A 14942-nucleotide genomic window follows, 5' to 3' on the forward strand; every position below is an offset into this window, starting at 1 on the left:
TTTATGCAAGTTCGTGCATATAGAAGCCATGAATGACAGCCGCACGAAGCGTATCGCCGCGCTCGCCGACCTCCTCCGACGACATACGCTGACCCGCCAGGACGAGCTGGTGGACGCGCTCCGTGCGCTCGGGCACGAGGTCACGCAGGCGACCGTCAGCCGCGACCTCGACCAATTGGGTGCGGTGAAGCTGCGCCGCGGGAGCGAGACCCGTTACGCCTTGCCCGAGACCCTGACCGCCGCCCGGCCCGATGTCATGCGGTTGCGGAGCCTGTTTGCCGAATGGGTGCGCTCGGCAGAGCCGGCGGCGAGCCTCGTCGTCCTCAAGACGCCGCCGGGCTCGGCCCATCTCGTCGGGGTCGCGCTCGATTCGGCCGACTTCCCGGGCGTCGCCGGAACGCTGTGCGGGGACGACACCCTGTTCGTCGCGACCGCCAGCAACGAGGAAGCGGTCGCCCTGGCCGCCGAATGGACGAGCTGGCTGCGGGCCTAGCCCGCGTCCGACAGATTGGCCGGCCCGAAGCCGTGGGGGATGAGGTCCGAAAGGCGGTGCCGTTCGATCCTCGAGCCGTCACCGCTCGCACACAGGATGGTGAAGTCGCGGCCGGCGAGCTGCGAGGCTTCGAGCAGCGCCTGGCGGCAGCCGCCGCAGGGGCTCACCGCCTGTTCGCCCGACAGCGCCTCGCCCGAGCCGTCACCGCCGGCGACCGCGATCCGGGCGATGTTCTTGAGCCCGAACGCATGCTGCGCGGTGGTGAGCGCGCTCTGCTCGGCGCAGATGCCGAGGCGGTAGCAGGCGTTCTCCATGTTGGCGCCGGTCACGAGCGTGCCGTCCTCCCCGAGGATCGCGCAGCCGACCGAGAAGCCCGAATAAGGGGCATAGGCCTTGAGGGCGGCGGCGCGGGCGGCGGCGATGAGTTGCTCGTCGGTCATGGCCGCTGCCTAGTCGGAACCCCGCCCTTCGTCACCCCGGGCTTGACCGCCCGAGCCGCATAATCTTCATCGGGCCCGGGATAGGTGGGACAAGCCATGGGTGACATCGAAAAGGTCGACGCGGGCAAGCTGCACGGGCGATCGCTGCGCTATTACGACTTGGTGATGGCGGCATTCGTCACCATCCTGCTGCTTTCGAACATCCTCGGCGCGGGCAAGGTGGCGACCATCCACCTGCCGCTGGTCGGCGAATGGCCGTTCGGCGCGGGAATCCTCTTCTTTCCCTTGTCCTACGTCATCGGCGACATGCTGACGGAGGTCTATGGCTATGCCCACGCCCGGCGCTGCATCTGGGTCGGCACCACGGCGCTCCTGTTCATGGCCTTCATGAGCTTCGTCGTGGTCGCGCTCCCGCCGGCGCCGACGTGGGAGGGCCAGGCGGCCTATGAGCAGGTCTTCGGCCAGGTCCCGCGGATCGTCATGGCCTCGATCGCGGCCTTCTGGGCGGGCGAGTTCGTCAATTCGATCGTGCTCGCGCGGATGAAGGTGTGGACACAGGGGCGCCACATGTGGACGCGCTTCGTCGGAAGCACGGTCGCCGGTCAGGGTGTGGACAGCCTGATCTTCTATCCGCTCGCCTTCCTGGGTGCCGCCGGCTGGACGAACGAGCTTGTGCTCAAGGTGCTGCTGACCCAATGGGCGCTCAAGGTCGGCTGGGAAGTATTGCTGCTTCCGGTGACCACGCAGATCGTCAAGGCGCTCAAGCGCCGCGAAGGAATGGATGTCTTCGATGAGCGTACCGATTTCACGCCTTTCGCTGCTCGCGTGTAGCGCGCTTCTCTCGGCCTGCACGGCGCAGCGCGCGCCGCTGGTCGAGCCGGTCGCGCCGGCAGCCCCGGTCGAGGTGCAGATCCTCGGCCTCAACGATTTCCACGGCAATCTCGAGACGCCCAAGGACCCGGTGCCGCTGCGCAATGCCGACGGGACCACGACCAAGTTCCGGGCCGGGGGCGCGGCGCAGCTGACCGCGACGCTCCAGCGCCTCCGGGCGGGGCACCAGAGCGTCACCGTGGCGGCCGGCGACCTGATCGGTGCGAGCCCGCTGGTCTCGGCCTATTTCCTCGACGAGCCGACCATCAGGGCGCTCGGCCTCGCGGGCCTCGAGCTCGCCTCGGTCGGCAATCACGAATTCGACAAGGGCGCGGGCGAGCTGCTGCGAATCCAGAACGGTGGCTGCGACAAGTTCACCACGCGCATTCCCTGCCGCCTCGAACCGCATGCGCCCGCAAGCTTCCGCTACCTTGCGGCCAACGTCCTGACCGAGCAGGGGACGACGCTGTTCCCGGCGACCGCGATCAAGCAGGTCGGCCCGGTCAAGCTCGGCTTCATCGGCATGACGCTGAAGGACACGGCCACGCTGGTGACGCCCGCGGGGGTCAAGGGCCTGACCTTCGCCGACGAGGCCGCGACCGCCAATGCGATGGTGCCCAAACTCAAGGCCGAGGGCGTCAACGCCATCGTGCTCCTCATTCACCAGGGCGGGCGCGTGCCGCCGATCTACGATACGCTCGGCTGCGACGGCCTGTCGGGCGAGATCGTGCCGCTGCTCGGCAAGCTCGATCCGGCGATCTCGGTCGTGGTCAGCGGACACACCCATAACGCCTACACCTGCACGGTCGAGGCCGGCGGGGCGAAGCGGCTCCTGACCAGCGCGGGCAAGAACGGCTATCTGGTGACCGACATCCGGCTGACTTTCAGCCCGGGCTCGAACGCCCAACTGGTCGCAAGCAAGGCCGAGAACGTTCCCGTGCTCGCCGTCGCCGATCCCGCCGTCCAGGCGCTGGTCGCGCGCTATGTCGAGGCCGCGCGGCCTGCGTCCGAACGGGTGGTCGGCAAGCTGGTCGGCGCGGCGATGAAGGATCCCGACGATCACGAAAGTTCGGCCGCCGAACTTATCTCCGATGCACAGCTCGCCGCGACCCGTGCGCCGAATCGCGGCGGGGCGCAGATCGCCTTCATCAACGCGAGCGGGGTGCGCACCGACCTCATTCCGCGCGCCGACGGAACGGTGACCTACGGCCAGATCTTCGCGCTCCAGCCGTTCGGCAACAATCTCGTCGTCAAGAGCCTGACGGGCGAACAGCTCAAGCGCCTGCTCGAGCAGCAGTTCAAGGTCGAGAACGGCAAGGCGCGAGTGGGATCGCTGCTGGTGCCCTCGGCGGGGTTCACCTTCCGCTATGACCTGTCGCGTCCCGACGGGCAGCGGATCGTCGACATGAGTCTGAACGGCAAGCCGATCGATCCGGCCGCGACCTACCGCATCAACGTCAACAACTTCCTCGCCAGCGGCGGCGACGGTTTTTCCGTGCTCGCCGAGGGCAAGGACGCATTCGACGCAGGGCTCGACCTCGACGCGCTCGAAGCCTGGCTTGCGACCAACCCGGTCGCGCCGAGGGTTGGCCGCGTCAGCGGGGTTTGACGAACTTCAGCGTCATCCGGTCGCTCTCGCCGATGGCGAGATATTTGGCCTTGTCCTTGTCGCCGAGCCGGAGGGTCGGGGGCAGGGTCCAGACGCCCTCGGGATGGTCGGCGGTGTCGCGCTTGTTGGCGTTGACCTCGCTCGATCCGGCGTAGCGAAAACCCGCCTGCTCGGCGAGGCGGCGGACGGTCGAGACCTTGAGATAACCGCTGCTCTTCTCGCGCGCGCTGTCGGCGCTCTCGGGCAGGCGATGTTCCTCGATGCCGAGAACTCCGCCCGGCTTCAGCATGGCGTAGATCTGGCGGAAGGCTTCACTCGCATAGGGTTGCTCGCCCATCGCCCAATTGTGGACGTTGCGAAACGTCAGCACGACGTCGGCGCTGCCATCCGGCACTTTGACGTCACTGGCCGTACGAACCGGGAAGTTGGCGAGGCGAGCCTTGGCGAAGGGCGCCGGCTGCTTCGCCGAGAGGGCACGAAAGCCATTGAGGCCGCGATCCGCCGCCGCGGCATAATAGGTCCCGCCGCCGTTGATGACGTAGGGCGCGATGATCTCGCTGTACCAGCCGCCGCCGGGGACGAGCTCGACCACGGTGTCCCTGGGGCGCACGCCGAAGAAGGCGAGGGTGGCGGCGGGATTGCGATAGCGGTCGCGGGCCCGGTTGGTATCGCTGCGCGCGGGCGAGGCTACGGCCTTGGCCAGTGCCTGCCGGTCCGCGTTTGAAAGGCTCGACGGCTGCGACGCCGCGGTCAGCCCGACGCACATCGCCGCCGCCATGATACCCATCCCCAATCGTCGCATCTTCACTCCTCTGCGCAATTTATGTTCGCAACCCTGATCGACCATCGCACCGCCCCCGGCAACCGTGACGAAAGATCAGCCGAAGGAAACGTTAGTTTAACGCCTCGGGCGCATAGACGCGGCATGCCGGCTTCGTCCCAGCGTGCTTCCAGGCGAAGCGCTACGTCCGAACCACTGCCCTTGTGGGCGGATGGGACGGTGCTGCTCGATGCCCTGCCGATCGCCGCCGCGATCCTCGAACTGGAAGCGGGCGGCATGCGGATCACGGCGCACAACCAGCGTTTCGCCGAAGCCGTCGCCGTCTCGAGCGCCTCGACGATGAACGGCCTGACGAAGATGTGCCTGAGCGGCGATGGCATAATCGCGACGTTCCTCGATGACTGGTTCGCGGACGACGGGCTCAGGGCTGACCTCGATTTTCGCGACGGGGCGGGGGTCGCCGCGCGTTTCTATCGCCTGAAGCTCGCGCCATTGCCGACGCATGGCGAATGCCGGCGCGCGCTGCTGTCCGTGGTCGACCGCACCGCAGAGGTGCAGGCCGAGCGGACGCTCCGCGCCGAAATGCTGCGCGACAGCCTCACCGGCCTGCCGAATCGCCTGGCCTTCACCGAGATGGTCGAGGCCGCCGGTCGCAAGACCGACCCGTCGTTCAACGGCCACGCCGTTCTCGTCGTCGACATGCTCCGCTTCAGCCGGATCAACGAGAGCATGGGCAGCCTCGCGGGCGACGAACTCTTGATCACCTTTGCCCGGCGCCTGATCTCGGCGCTGCGGGCCGGCGACGCGCTTGCGCGGACCGGCGGCAACGAATTCGGGATCGTGGTCGCGCTGCGCCGCGGCGGGGTGGCCGATGCGCTCAAGGCCGCGTCGCGAATTCAGGAAGTGATGCAGGCGCCGTTCCGCCTGAGCGAACTCGAGATCAAGGTCGAATGCGCGATTGGCGTCGCACTGATGCAACCCGACCAGGACGCCGAGGAGCTGTTCCGCAACGCCCAGTTCGCGGTCAAGCAGGCCAAGGCAAGCGGCCGTCCCGAAGTCTATGAGCCCAAGGAAGCGAGCCTCGCGCGGCGCCGCTTCTCGATCGAAACCGAGCTTCGCCGTGCGCTTGATCGTGACCTGCTCGACCTCTTCTACCAGCCGCTGGTCGACCTCAAGACCGGCGAGGTCACGGGCTTTGAAGCGCTGGCCCGCTGGCACCACGAGGATCGGGGCGAGATCAGCCCGACCGAATTCATTCCGGTCGCCGAGGAAAGCGGACTGATCCTGACTCTTGGCCGCTGGGCCATGGACCGCGCGGCGACCACGCTCGCCGGCTGGGACGCCCGGGAAGGCGAGACGCTGCCGCTCTACGTCGGAGTCAATCTGTCGGCGATCCAGGTGGCGCGCGACGACATTGCCGCGATGGTTGCCGGCGCGTTGCGGTCGAGCGGGCTTTCGGGCGAGCGGCTCACGCTCGAACTGACCGAAAGCGCGATCGTGCAGGATCCGCGCCGCGCGACCCGCGTGTTCGACGCGCTGAAGGCGCTCGACACTACGGTGGCGATGGACGATTTCGGCACCGGCTATTCGAGTCTCGCCTACCTGCAGCGATTGCCGATCGACGTCCTCAAGATCGACCGCAGCTTTGTGACCGGCATGATGATCGATCCCGACAGCGTGGCGATCGTGCGGGCGGTGCTGAGCCTTGCCGACGCGCTCGGCATGGCGACCACTGCCGAAGGCATCGAGAGCCGCGAACTGGCGACCACGCTGGCCGCGCTCGGTTGCTCGTCGGGCCAGGGCTATTTCTTCGCCCGGCCGTTGGCGGCCGAGGATGCGATCGATTACTGGCGCAGCCGCCAGCGCCCCTCGCTCAAGCCGATCCTGACCCGCGTCCGCGGATAAGTCTCAGTCGCGCGGCGCTGCGGCGCGGCGAAGCCGGTCGTTGATGGCGAGGCCCAGCCCCTCGTCCGGGACGTGGGCGACGGCGATCCGGGGCGCCGCGGCCGAATCGGCGCGGTGAAGGCAATCGAACAATCGTGCCGCCGCTTCGACGAGGTCGCCCGACGCGCTGAGGCTGTCGTCGCCCGCGACCGATCCGAAGCCGATCAGCCATTCGCCCGCGCGCGCCGAACCGGCATCGAGCCGGACGGGCTTGCCGGGCGCATAATGGCTTTCGAGCATGCCCGGCGCCTCGATCCCGCGGGTCTCCTTGCTCGCATCGATTACGATCGGTCCGGGGCGCAGCAGCCGCAGCGAGCCGTCGGTCGCGGCGATGATGGTGCTCTCGAGCCCGTGCGCGGTCGGCCCGCCGTCGATCACCAGCGGGATCCGGCCATCGAGCGAGGCAAGCACATGCGCGGCGCGCGTAGGGCTGATCCGGCCGCTGGCGTTGGCGCTCGGCGCGGCCAGCGGACGGCCACTCGCCTCGAGCAAGGCGCGCATCGCCGGATGGGCGGGCACGCGCAATGCGATGCTCGACAAGCCCGCCGTGACGAGGCTGGCGATCGGGCTGTCGGCGGCGAGCGGGACGACGAGTGTCAGCGGCCCCGGCCAATATTGCTTCGCCAGCGCCAAAGCCGCCGCGTCGAATTCGCCCAGCCGCCGTGCCGCCGCAAGGTCGGGGACATGGACGATCAGCGGATTGAAGCTCGGCCGCCCCTTGGCGGCATAGATGCCCGCCACGGCCTCGGCATTGGTCGCGTCGGCGGCGAGGCCGTAGACGGTCTCGGTCGGCACCGCGACCGGATGCCCGGCGCGAATGAACGCCGCCGCGGCCGCGATCGCCTCGGGCCCGAACGGCCGTACTTCGGTCCTCTTGCCCGACATGATGCCGCCGCTATGGCAAAGCCGAACCAGTCACAAGGGAATGACGTCACATGGCGCTGCGCTGCCCGGTCGAAGAACAGCATTTCGTCCTCGAGCATGTGGTCCGGATCGCCGAGCTCACCAACGATGCCGACATCGTTGCCGCCGTACTTGAAGGCGCCGCGCAATATGCCGAGGGCGAGGTCGAGCCCCTGAACCGCATCGGCGACACGGTCGGCGCGAAATGGTCGCCCGACGGCGTTGCCATGCCGCAGGGCTTTCACGCGGCCTATCGCGATTTCGTCGAGGGCGGCTGGGGCACGATCAGCGCGCCCGAGGAAGCGGGTGGGCAGGGCCTGCCGCTGGCGCTCGGCGCGGCGGTGATGGAGGACCTGAACGCCGCCAACCTCGCCTTCGCGCTGTGCCCGATGCTGACCATGGGCGCGATCGAGGCGATTTCGGCGCACGGCTCGGATGAACAGAAGCGCGACTATCTGCCGCGGATCGTCAGCGGCGAATGGCCCGCGACGATGAACCTGACCGAGCCGCAGGCCGGTTCGGACGTCGGGGCGCTGCGGACCAGAGCGGTCCCGAATGGCGACGGGAGCTGGGCGATCACTGGCTCCAAGATCTACATCACCTATGGCGAGCATGACCTTGCCGAGAACATCATCCACCTGGTGCTCGCCCGGACGCCCGACGCGCCGGCGGGGACTCGCGGCATCTCGCTGTTCCTGGTGCCCAAGATTCTGCCCGACGGCCGCCGCAACGATCTTCGCTGCGCCTCGATCGAGCACAAGCTCGGGATCCATGCGAGCCCGACCTGCACCATGGCTTTCGGCGACGAGGGCGGGGCAACCGGCTGGCTGATCGGGCCCGAGCATGGCGGCATGCGGGCCATGTTCACGATGATGAATAACGCGCGCCTCAACGTCGGCCTGCAGGGCGTCGGAATCGCCGAGGCCGCGACCCAGCGGGCGGTCGCCTATGCGCTCGGCCGGGTGCAGTCGGCGCGCGCAGGCGGTTCGTCGCGCGAGGCCGTGGCGATCGAGCAGCATCCCGACGTCCGCCGGATGCTGCTGCGGATGCGGAGCCTCACCATGGGCGCCCGCGCGCTCGCTTATTATGCCTTCGGCCAGATCGACCGCGGCCATCGCGGCGACAAGGAGGCGGCGATGCGCGGCGACGTGCTGACCCCGCTGGTCAAGGCTTGGGGCACGGACGTCGGCTGCGAGGTCGCGAGCCTCGGGATCCAGGTCCATGGCGGTATGGGCTTCGTCGAGGAAACGGGCGCCGCCCAGCACCTGCGCGACGCGCGGATCGCGCCAATCTACGAGGGCACCAACGGCATCCAGGCCGCCGACCTGGTCGGGCGCAAGCTCGGGCTCGACGGCGGTCTCGCCTTCGACAGCCTGATCGCCGACATCCGCGCCGAGGTCGAGGCACCGACCCTGTCGGCCCTGGTCGACGCGGTCGAGCTGGTCGCGACGACCCTGCGCGCCGCCGACACCGACGACCGCCTCGCAGGGAGCTATCCGTTCCTCACCATGAGCGCGGTGCTGACCGCGGGCTGGCTGCTCGAGCGGCAAGCCAAGGCGGCGGTCGGCGACACGCCGTTCGCGCAGGTCAAGCGCGCCGCGGCGGGCTATTTCCTGTCGGTTGTGGTGCCCGAGGCCCTCGGGCTTGCGGCGGGAGCGGAAGCGGGGGCCGAGCTGCTATACGCGGTGCCCGCCGAGGCGCTCGCCTAGCTGCGTTCGAGCAGTTCCGCCGGGTCGATCCCGAGCCGCTCCATCTTGGCGCGGACGGCGGGCCATTCCTCACGGATGAAGAGGTCGCGCTCGCTGGTCGACAGGCGGTCGCGCGCGCCCTCGGCGACGAACATGCCGACCCCGCGGCGGACCACGATCAGGCCTTCGTCCTGGAAGCCCTGATAGGCCTTGGCGACGGTCAGCGGATTGGCGCCCTGATCGGCGGCGAAGGCACGGACCGAGGGGAGGGGGTCGCCGTCGCGATATCGGCCCGACACGATCGCGTCGGCGATGATGTCACGGAGCCGGACATAGACCGGCTTGCCTTCGGAGCGACCACGGAGCGTCATGCTGTGGTAATACGGTGCGGCGCGAAAAAGTGCAAGTGGCGCTCGGGTCAGGGCTGCCAATGCCGGATGACCGCACGAGGGTCGGGCCGCGGCCGTTCCTCGAGCTCGCGACCGGGCTTGCCGATGAAGAAGAAGCCGACCACGCGCTCGTCCGGCGCTTGCGCGAAGGCGGCGCGGACGGTCGGGTCGAACGCCGCCCAGCCGGTGATCCAGCTTCCGACGTAGCCGAAGCTGTGGATTGCATGAAGGAGGTTCATCGCCGCCGCGCCGGCCGACATCTCTTGTTCGAACACCGGAATCTTGTGATTCGCGACCGGCGCCGAGAGCATCACCACCAGCGCCGCGCCGTTGTGGGCGAAATCGCGGGCCTTCGCCCGATGTGCTTCGGTCGCGCCGGGGTCGTTATCGGACAGCGCGCGCAGCAGCAGGTCGGCAAGCGCATCGCGCTGGTCGTCACCAACGATGACGAAGCGCCAGGGCGCAAGCTTGCCATGGTCCGGCGTGCGAAGCGCCAGGCCGATCATCGCCTCGATCTCCGCCTCGGTCGGGCCCGGCCCGACCATCTCGCGCGGCCGTCCCGAGCGGCGGGTGGCGAGATAGGAGCGGAGCGAGGTGAGGTCGTTGAACATGGGCCACGGCCACATAGGGTTCAGCCCCGCCCGTCACAATGCGCTTGGCAGCGGGGACTTATCCCTTAAGGTGCCGCCACTTTTGCCGGCCAGGGCCGGTGCAGAACGGGATGAGTAGCGCATGAAGCCAATGGGTCTGTGGCAGGAAGGCGACTGGATCGCCGCCATTGCCGTCTTTCTCCTCGTCGTCTTCCTTGCCGTCGGTGGCAAGGTCGCGGTCCAGAAGGAGCCGGAGTTCGCAGGTCACCCCAAGGGCCTCTACATGCTGTTCTTCGCCGAAATGTGGGAGCGCTTCTCCTACTACGGCATGCGCGCGCTGCTGATCTTCTACCTGACCAAGCACTGGCTGTTCACCGACAGCAAGGCCTCGCTGATCTACGGCGCCTACACCAGCCTCGTGTACATCACGCCGGTGCTCGGCGGCTATCTCGCCGACCGTTACCTCGGTCAGCGCAAGGCGGTGCTGTACGGCGGCCTGCTGCTCGCGGTCGGACACAGCCTGATGGCGGTCGAAGGCGTCGGTGGGCAGAGCGACCCGACAATCAACGTCTTCTGGCTCGCGCTCGCCTTCATCATCGTCGGCTCGGGCTTCCTCAAGGCGAACATCTCGGTGATGGTCGGGCAGCTCTACAAGTTGACCGACGTCCGCCGCGACGGTGCCTACACCGTCTTCTACATGGGCATTAACGTCGGCGCCGCGCTCGGCACGATCCTCGTCGGCTATCTCGGCGAGACGATCGGCTGGGGTTATGGCTTCGGTCTGGCCGGCATCGGCATGCTCGCGGGCCTCGTCGTCTTCGTGCTCGGCAAGAAGGCGCTCAACGGGGCGGGCGAAGCCCCGGCGCCGCTCAGCAAGAGTAAGGAAATGACGCTTTACGGCATCGGCATCGCCTCGGTCGCCGTGATCTGGGCGCTGGTCCAGTATCAGGACGTCATCCAGGGCCTGCTCGCGCTCTCGGGCGTCGCGCTTCTCGGCTACGTCCTCTACGAAAGCTTCAAGCTTCCCAAGGAACCGCGCGAGCGCATGTTCGCCATCCTGTTCCTGATCAGCCTGAACCCGCTCTTCTGGGGCCTGTTCGAGCAGGCGGGCGGCTCGATGAGCCTGTTCACCGACAAGTTCGTCGATCGCGGCGGGGTCCCGGCCTCGCTGTTCCAGTCAATCAACCCCATCTTCATCATGATCATGGCGCCGGTCTTCGCGGCGCTCTGGGTCGCGCTCGGCAAGCGTAACGCCGAGCCGTCGGCGCCGGCCAAGTTCGGCCTCGCGCTGGCGCAGATGGGCCTTGCCAACCTCGTCCTCGTGTTCGGCGCGCAGGCGTTCGGCGTGGCGGTGATGACCCCGGTCTTCCTCGTCTTCGCTTACTACTTCTTCGCCACCACCGCCGAACTCTGCCTGTCGCCGGTGGGCCTGAGCGCGATGAACCGGCTCGCGCCCAAGTTCCTCGCCAGCCTCATCATGGGCGCGTGGTTCTACATGACCGCGGTCGGCAACTTCGTCGCGGGCAAGATCGGCGAAGCGACCGGCGGCGAAGGCGGCGATCTCAGCAAGGAAGGCCTCCTCCACATCTACGGGATGTTCGGCTGGATCGCGATCGGCGCCGGTGTCGTCGTGCTGCTGCTGAGCCCGATCGTGAAGCGCTGGATGCACCTCGACACGCTCGGCCGCGACGACGAACTCGCCGGCCGTGCCGAACTGGCCGAGAACCAGGGTCCCGGCATGTTCCCGCAGGGCGAGGACATCCCTTCGGACAAGCGGAAGGACTGAGCCGATGCGGGGGCGGGGGCTGACAGCGGCGGTGTTCGGAGCGTTGGTGGTGGCGGGATGCGCCACCACCGGCACCAGCGACAAGGACGAGGGCGAGCGAATCGGGATTCCCGAAAACCCGTTCCCCTCGACCTACCAGCGATACGGCGGTGCGCCCGTCGTCATCACGGGGGTGACCATCCTCGACGGCGAGGGCGGCCGGATCGACAATGGCCAGATCTGGTTCGCCGACGGCAAGATCCAGGCGGTCGGCCAGACCGTCGCCGCTCCGGCCGGGACCCAGACCATCGACGGCACCGGCAAATATGTGACGCCGGGCGTGATCGACATTCACAGCCACCTCGGCGACTATCCCTCGCCCGGCGTCGCCGCGCATGACGACGGCAACGAGGCGACTGCGCCCGCCCGCCCCGAAGTCTGGGCTGAGCACAGCGTCTGGCCGCAAGACCCCGGCTTCAGCCGCGCGCTCGCCAATGGCGGGATCACCACGCTCCAGATCCTGCCCGGTTCGGCCAATCTCTTCGGCGGCCGGTCGGTCATCCTCAAGAACGTCCCCGCGCGCACCGTCCAGGGCATGAAGTTCCCGGGCGCGCCCTACGGCCTCAAGATGGCCTGCGGCGAGAATCCCAAGCGAGTCTATGGCGAAAAGGGCGGCCCCTCGACCCGGATGGGCAACATCGCCGTCACCCGCCAGACCTGGATCAATGCCAAGGCCTACAAGCGCAAGTGGGACGAGTATGAGAAGAACGGCGGGGAGGCGCCCGAGCAGGACCTCGCCATGGACACGCTCAAGGGCGTGCTCGAGGGCAAGATCCTCGTCCAGAACCATTGCTATCGCGCCGACGAAATGGCGCAGATGATCGACCTCTCCAAGGAGGCCGGCTATCAGATCAGCGCGTTCCACCATGCGGTCGAAAGCTACAAGATTGCCGATCTCCTGCGCGCCAACGGCATCTGCTCGGCGATGTGGGCCGACTGGTACGGCTTCAAGATGGAAGCCTATGACGCCATCCCCGAGAACATCGCCTTCGTCGATCGCGCCGGGGCCTGTGCCATCGTCCACTCGGACGACCCCAACGGCATCCAGCGGTTGAATCAGGAAGCCGCCAAGGCGATGGCCGCCGGCAAGCGCGCCGGTATTCCGATCACCGAGGAGCATGCCTGGACCTGGCTCGGCATCAACCCGGCCAAGGCGATCGGCATGGCCGACCGTATCGGCAGTCTGAAGGCCGGCAAGAATGCCGACGTCGTGCTGTGGAACGGCAATCCCTTCAGCACCTACACGCGGCCCGAGCGGGTCTGGATCGACGGCGCGCTCATGTACGATGCCAATAATCCAAGGCTGCGGCCGGTCAGCGATTTCGAGCTCGGCCAGACCGGCGAAGGGGATGTGAAGTGATCCGCGCTGCTGCCTTCACCGCGCTGGCCCTCGTGCTGGCCGCGCCCGCCTTTGCCGACACCGTGGTCATCTCGGGCGGCACTGTCGCGCTCGGCGATGGCTCGGCGCCGATCCCCAACGGGCAGGTCGTCATCACCGACGGCCGAATCGTCGCCGCCGGCGACATCCGGATGAAGCTGCCCGCCGGCACCCGAGTCATCGACGCCACCGGTAAATGGGTGACGCCGGGCATCGTCGCGGGCTTCTCGCGCCTCGGGCTCGCCGATGTCGATGCGGTCGACCAGGCCAACGACACCAGTTCCGAAGGGCCGTTCAGCGCCGCGCTCGACGTCGCCACCGCGATCAATCCCGAGGCCGCGCCGGTCGCGGTCAACCGGGCAGGGGGCATCACCCGCGCCGTCGTCGCGCCCTCGGCGGGCAAGAGCATCTTCGCCGGGCAGGGCGCGCTGATCGACACCGGCGCCGATTCGCAGCCGGTCACCCGGGCGCGACTGTTCCAGTTCGTCGAATTGGGCGAGCAGGGCGCGGCGCAGGCCGGTGGCAGCCGCAGCGCCGCCCACGTCCTCCTCCGCAACGCGCTGCGCGAAGCGCAGCAGGTGGCGGGCGGTGCAAGCCCGGCGCGCGACCGCGCGGGCCGGAGCGGGACCGATGCGCAAAGCGATCCGGTCGTCTCGAACCCGAACGAGAGCCGCTCCTACGACGCGCGCCGCAACCAGGACGTGCTCCTCACCCGCTTCGACGCGCTGGCACTCGTGCCGGTAGTCCGCGGGCGGCAGATCCTGCTTGTCCATGCCGAGCGTGCGGCCGACCTCCGGCAGGTCATCGCCCTCAAGCGCGAATTCCCCGCGCTGCGTCTCGTCATCGTCGGCGCCGACGAGGGCTGGACCGTCGCGCGCGATCTCGCCGCTTCGGGCATCCCGGTCATCGCCTCGGCGCTGAGCGATCTTCCCGCGCAGTTCGAGACGATCGCGGCGACCCAGAGCAATGTCGGGCGGATGCGCGCGGCGGGCGTCAAGGTCGCCATCGGCACGATCAATGACGACGACACCCGCATGGCGTTCCGCGCCCGCTGGTATGCCGGCAATCTCGTCGGCATCGGAAAGCTGCCCGGCGCCACGGGGCTGAGCTGGGGCGAGGCGCTTAAGGCGATCACTTCCGGTCCGGCCGAAGCGCTTGGCATCACCGACGTCGGGACCCTCGCGGCGGGCAAGCGGGCCGACGTCGTCATCTGGGACGGCGACCCGCTCGACAACCAGAGCGCGGCGCAAGTCGTGATGATCGACGGGGTCGAGCAGCCGCTCGTCACCCGCCAGACGCGGCTTCGCGACCGCTATCGCTCGCTCGAGCGCGGCGCGCTGCCTGAGGCCTACCGGCGGTGAACGACACGGGACTGACTGCGCTGTTCGCGGCGCTGTTCGTCGCGACGCATTTCCTGCTGTCCCACCCGCTTCGGGCACCGCTGGTCGGACGCCTCGGGCCCAAGGGCTTCCTCGGTCTCTATTCGGCGGTTGCCTTCGCGACCTTCCTCCTGTCGGTCTATTTCCGCCATGCGAGCGGGCGACAGGCGCCGCTCTGGGCCGTTCCGTCGTGGGGCTGGGACGTCGCGGCGGTGCTGATGCTCCTGGCCGCAATCCTCCTCGTCGGATCCTTCGTCCGCAATCCGGCGGTCGAGACGTTGTCGCGCCCCGACGCGGCGATCGGGCCGCCTGCCGGAATCTTCCGCTGGACCCGCCACCCGATGATGTGGAGCTTCGCGATCTGGGCCGGGGTCCACCTCCTCGTGAACCCGGTGCCGAGCGCCATCGCGCTCGCCGTGCCGGTCGCCATCCTCGCGCTGTTTGGAGCCAGGGCGCAGGACGCGAAGAAGGAACAGCTACTGGGCGAGCGGTGGGCGGCGTATGAGCGCGCGACGAGCTTCGTGCCTTTCGGCCGCGGCTTCGCCTATCCGGGCACGACCGCGCTCGTCGGCGGAGTCATCCTGTGGCTCGGCGCGACCTGGGCGCACGCCATTCCCGTCGGCCTGTGGCGATGGCTCGCCTGACGCGCTAGG

General features: G+C 68.4%; 14 protein-coding genes. 9 read left to right on the forward strand and 5 right to left on the reverse strand.

What is annotated here, in order from left to right:
* Positions 1–28 precede the first annotated feature (28 nt).
* Positions 29–493, forward strand: coding sequence for an arginine repressor (locus tag ABD693_RS10180; protein ID WP_344696950.1), 465 nt, complete (start codon positions 29–31; stop codon positions 491–493).
* Here the strand turns inward: ABD693_RS10180 and ABD693_RS10185 are convergent.
* Positions 490–933, reverse strand: coding sequence for a cytidine deaminase (locus ABD693_RS10185; protein WP_344696951.1), 444 nt, complete (start codon positions 931–933; stop codon positions 490–492). The genes ABD693_RS10180 and ABD693_RS10185 overlap by 4 nt on opposite strands.
* 96 nt (positions 934–1029) lie before the next feature.
* Between ABD693_RS10185 and ABD693_RS10190 the strand changes: the two genes are divergently transcribed.
* Both ABD693_RS10190 and ABD693_RS10195 read left to right on the forward strand, forming a co-directional pair.
* Complete coding sequence (locus ABD693_RS10190; protein WP_344696952.1) at positions 1030–1764, forward strand: queuosine precursor transporter; 735 nt, start codon at positions 1030–1032, stop codon at positions 1762–1764.
* Positions 1724–3412, forward strand: coding sequence for a bifunctional metallophosphatase/5'-nucleotidase (locus ABD693_RS10195; protein ID WP_344696953.1), 1689 nt, complete (start codon positions 1724–1726; stop codon positions 3410–3412). Before ABD693_RS10190 ends, ABD693_RS10195 begins: the two co-directional genes overlap by 41 nt.
* Here the strand turns inward: ABD693_RS10195 and ABD693_RS10200 are convergent.
* On the reverse strand, positions 3399–4214 hold the full coding sequence (locus tag ABD693_RS10200; RefSeq protein WP_344696954.1) for a class I SAM-dependent methyltransferase: 816 nt from the start codon (positions 4212–4214) through the stop codon (positions 3399–3401). The genes ABD693_RS10195 and ABD693_RS10200 overlap by 14 nt on opposite strands.
* A 198-nt stretch (positions 4215–4412) precedes the next feature.
* On the opposite strand from ABD693_RS10200, the gene ABD693_RS10205 reads away from it, so the two are divergent.
* Positions 4413–6098, forward strand: a complete 1686-nt coding sequence (locus ABD693_RS10205; RefSeq protein ID WP_344696955.1) for a putative bifunctional diguanylate cyclase/phosphodiesterase — start codon at positions 4413–4415, stop codon at positions 6096–6098.
* Between the two features lie 3 nt (positions 6099–6101).
* Here the strand turns inward: ABD693_RS10205 and ABD693_RS10210 are convergent, their stop codons facing one another.
* The gene (locus ABD693_RS10210) at positions 6102–7022 is read right to left on the reverse strand and encodes an L-threonylcarbamoyladenylate synthase (protein WP_344696956.1); all 921 of its coding nucleotides are present in this window, start codon (positions 7020–7022) and stop codon (positions 6102–6104) included.
* Between the two features lie 50 nt (positions 7023–7072).
* On the opposite strand from ABD693_RS10210, the gene ABD693_RS10215 reads away from it, so the two are divergent.
* On the forward strand, positions 7073–8749 hold the full coding sequence (locus tag ABD693_RS10215; protein ID WP_344696957.1) for an acyl-CoA dehydrogenase family protein: 1677 nt from the start codon (positions 7073–7075) through the stop codon (positions 8747–8749).
* On the opposite strand, the gene ABD693_RS10220 is transcribed toward ABD693_RS10215, so the two are convergent.
* On the reverse strand, positions 8746–9099 hold the full coding sequence (locus ABD693_RS10220) for a GntR family transcriptional regulator (protein ID WP_344696958.1): 354 nt from the start codon (positions 9097–9099) through the stop codon (positions 8746–8748). The two genes, ABD693_RS10215 and ABD693_RS10220, sit on opposite strands and share 4 nt — an antisense overlap.
* 47 nt (positions 9100–9146) lie before the next feature.
* A complete protein-coding gene (locus ABD693_RS10225) occupies positions 9147–9728 on the reverse strand; it encodes a nitroreductase family protein (protein ID WP_344696959.1) in 582 nt (193 codons plus the stop codon).
* A gap of 121 nt (positions 9729–9849) precedes the next feature.
* Between ABD693_RS10225 and ABD693_RS10230 the strand changes: the two genes are divergently transcribed.
* From ABD693_RS10230 to ABD693_RS10245, 4 genes are read left to right on the forward strand one after another with little or no spacing between them, the layout of a single operon-like run.
* Positions 9850–11493, forward strand: a complete 1644-nt coding sequence (locus tag ABD693_RS10230) for a peptide MFS transporter (protein ID WP_344696960.1) — start codon at positions 9850–9852, stop codon at positions 11491–11493.
* Positions 11494–11497: 4 nt separating this feature from the next.
* Entirely contained in the window at positions 11498–12892 is a 1395-nt protein-coding gene (locus ABD693_RS10235; RefSeq protein ID WP_344696961.1) for an amidohydrolase, read from the forward strand.
* Positions 12889–14271, forward strand: a complete 1383-nt coding sequence (locus tag ABD693_RS10240) for an amidohydrolase family protein (RefSeq protein ID WP_344696962.1) — start codon at positions 12889–12891, stop codon at positions 14269–14271. The genes ABD693_RS10235 and ABD693_RS10240 overlap by 4 nt, the downstream gene beginning before the upstream one ends.
* Positions 14268–14933: an NnrU family protein gene (locus tag ABD693_RS10245; RefSeq protein WP_344696963.1), complete on the forward strand. Its 666-nt coding sequence runs from the start codon at positions 14268–14270 to the stop codon at positions 14931–14933. The genes ABD693_RS10240 and ABD693_RS10245 overlap by 4 nt, the downstream gene beginning before the upstream one ends.
* The last annotated feature ends 9 nt before the right edge of the window (positions 14934–14942 follow it).

Source organism: Sphingomonas rosea (assembly GCF_039538065.1).
Classification (GTDB): Bacteria; Pseudomonadota; Alphaproteobacteria; order Sphingomonadales; family Sphingomonadaceae; genus Sphingomicrobium; species Sphingomicrobium rosea.